This is a genomic window from Streptomyces sp. NPDC059456 (assembly GCF_042750055.1).
GTDB lineage: Bacteria > Actinomycetota > Actinomycetes > Streptomycetales > Streptomycetaceae > Streptomyces.
The window spans coordinates 1-3,097 of sequence record NZ_JBHYVA010000861.1 but is presented as its reverse complement, the minus strand read 5'-3'; the positions used below and the strand labels follow the sequence as shown (position 1 = coordinate 3,097).

The 3,097-nt window shown below is 70.5% G+C and carries 1 protein-coding gene; it reads left to right on the top strand.

Translation table 11 applies throughout. The annotated features are described in order from the left end of the window. Window positions 1–266 precede the first annotated feature (266 nt). Window positions 267–2,951: a pyruvate dehydrogenase (acetyl-transferring), homodimeric type gene (aceE, locus tag ACFXA3_RS39670; RefSeq protein ID WP_385195814.1), complete on the top strand. Its 2,685-nt coding sequence runs from the start codon at window positions 267–269 to the stop codon at window positions 2,949–2,951. Window positions 2,952–3,097 lie beyond the last annotated feature (146 nt).

The window sequence follows — 3,097 nt, the reverse complement described above, 5'->3', positions numbered from 1 at the left end:
CGGTGTGGTAGCGCGCCATGGTGGGGGGGCCCCCCCCCCCCCCACCCCCGAACATACGGCCGGGGTTACCGGCCCCCGGGGGCCTTTTAAACAGCCCCCGGGGGCCCGACTTTCGCCCTCCGGACATTTCTTCGCCACATTCATTTGATCGATCATCGATCAGCGATTTACAGTCGTCGACGGACCCCACCAGGGTCCACCGACCCTGTCCTGCCCGTCAGGGATTTTTCACCACCTCTCCTTTGTCCGGAAGGCGGCGCACACCGATGTCCGACCCCGTAGGAAAGCTTCCGAGCGAGCTCGACCAGCTCCCGGACCGCGACACCGAGGAGACCGCCGAATGGGCGGCCTCCCTGGACGCCGTCGCCAAGGCCGCCGGTACGCGCCGCGCCGAATACCTGCTCCGCCGCACCCTCCAGCACGCCGAGGCCGCCGGCCTGGCCCTGCCGAAGCTGCTGGAGACGGACTACGTCAACACCATCCCCACCGCCGCGGAGCCCGAGTTCCCCGGTGACGAGGCGATGGAAGCCAAGATCACCGCCTGGAACCGCTGGAACGCGGCCGCCATGGTGACGCGCGGCTCCAAGTACGGCGTCGGCGGCCACATCGCCACCTTCGCCTCGGCGGCCTGGCTCTACGAGACCGGCTTCCAGCACTTCTTCCGCGGGAAGGAGGCCGACGGATCGGGCGACCAGCTCTACATCCAGGGCCACGCCTCCCCCGGCATCTACGCCCGCGCCTTCCTCGACGGGCGCATCTCCGAGCAGCAGCTCGACAACTTCCGCCAGGAGTCCGGCGGCAACGGCCTGCCGTCCTACCCGCACCCGCGGCGCCTGCCCTGGCTGTGGGAGTTCCCGACGGTCTCCATGGGCCTCGGCCCGCTCTCCGCGATCTACCAGGCGCGCTTCAACCGCTACCTGCAGAACCGGAACATCAAGGACACCTCCAACTCGCACGTCTGGGCCTTCCTCGGCGACGGCGAGATGGACGAGCCCGAGTCGACCGCCGCCCTGGCCCTGGCCTCCCGCGAGCAGCTCGACAACCTGACCTTCGTCATCAACTGCAACCTGCAGCGCCTCGACGGTCCGGTCCGCGCCAACTTCCGCGTGGTCCAGGAGCTGGAGGCCCAGTTCCGCGGCGCCGGCTGGAACGTCATCAAGACCCTGTGGGGCTCCGCCTGGGACGAGCTCTTCCAGCTCGACACCACGGGCGCCCTGGTCCGCCGCATCCGCGAGGTGCCGGACGCGCAGTTCCAGACGTACGCGACCCGCGACGTGGCCTACATCCGCCAGCACTTCTTCGGCGCCAACGCCGAGCTCGTGCAGCTGGCCGGCGTGCTCTCCGACGCGAAGATCGCCGAGTGCTTCCACAGCTCGCGCGGCGGCCACGAGCCCCGCAAGGTCTACGCCGCGTACAAGGCCGCCCTGGCGCACAAGGGCGCGCCGACGGTCATCCTGGCGCAGACCGTCAAGGGCCACACGCTGGGTGCCGGGTTCGAGTCGAAGAACGCGAACCACCAGATGAAGAAGCTGACGATCGACGAGTTCAAGGACATGCGCGACCTCCTTGGCCTCCCGATCCCGGACAGCGCCTTCGCCGACGGCAAGGTCCCGTACGGCCACCCGGGCGCGAACAGCCCCGAGGTGCAGTACCTGCACGAGCGCCGTGCGGCCCTCGGCGGCCCCGCCCCGGCCCGCAAGGTCCACCACGTGGCCCTGCCGGCTCCGGCCGAGCGCTCCTTCGCCCCGCTGCTCAAGGGCTCCGGCAAGCAGGAGATGGCCACCACCATGGCCTTCGTCCGCCTGGTCAAGGACCTGATGCGGGACAAGGAGACCGGCAAGCGCTGGGTTCCGATCGTCCCCGACGAGGCCCGCACCTTCGGCATGGAGTCGCTGTTCCCGTCGGCCGGCATCTACTCGCCGCTGGGCCAGACGTACGAGCCGGTCGACCGCGACCAGCTCATGTACTACAAGGAAGCCAAGGACGGCCAGATCCTCAACGAGGGGATCACCGAGGCCGGCGCCATGGCCGACTTCATCGCCGCCTGCACGTCGTACGCGACGCACGGCGAGCCGATGATCCCCTTCTACATCTTCTACTCGATGTTCGGCTGGCAGCGCACCGCCGACCAGATGTGGCAGCTCGCCGACCAGCTCGGCAAGGGCTTCATCGTCGGCGCCACCGCCGGCCGCACCACGCTGACCGGTGAGGGCCTCCAGCACGCGGACGGCCACTCGCACCTGATCGCGTCCACGAACCCGGCGTCGCTCAACTACGACCCGGCGTTCGCGTACGAGATCGCGGTGATCGTCAAGGACGGTCTGCGCCGGATGTACGGCGAGAAGCCGGAAGACGTCTTCTACTACCTGACCGTCTACAACGAGCCGAAGCCGCAGCCGGCGATGCCCGAGGGCGTCGAAGAGGGCATCCTGCGCGGTCTCTACCGCTTCAACACGGCGGCGGACCTCGCGGAGGCGGCCCCGGCCGCGGACGCCCCGAAGATCCAGCTGATGGCCTCGGGCACGGCCATCCACTGGGTCCTGGAGGCGCAGCAGCTGCTGGCCGCCGACTGGAACGTGGCCGCCGACGTCTGGTCCGCCACCTCGTGGGGCGAGCTGCGCCGCGACGCGCTGGAGTGCGACGAGGCCCTGCTGCGCGGCGAGGAGCGCACCCCGTACGTCACCCGCGTACTGGAGGGCGTCCCGGGCCCGGTCCTGGCCGTCTCCGACTGGATGCGCCAGGTCCCGGACCAGATCAGCCAGTGGGTCCCGCAGGACTACACCTCGCTGGGCACGGACGGTTTCGGCCTCTCCGACACCCGCGAGGGCGCCCGCCGCCACTTCGGCGTCGACGCGCAGTCGATCGTGGTGGCCGCGCTGGCCCAGCTCGCCCGCCGCGGCGAGGTGCCGGCGTCCGCCGTCAAGGAGGCGCGCGAGCGCTACGGCCTGTAGCCGGCAGGCACAGGCAACGGCAGGCCGAAGGCCGGTGTCCGACCCGTGAACGGGGTCGGGCAACCCGCCTTTGGCGGGTGTTCCGGGGGGGCGGGGGGGGGGCCCCCGGGTTGCGGTGGCGGGGTGGGCCGGTAGGAGTGGTGGGC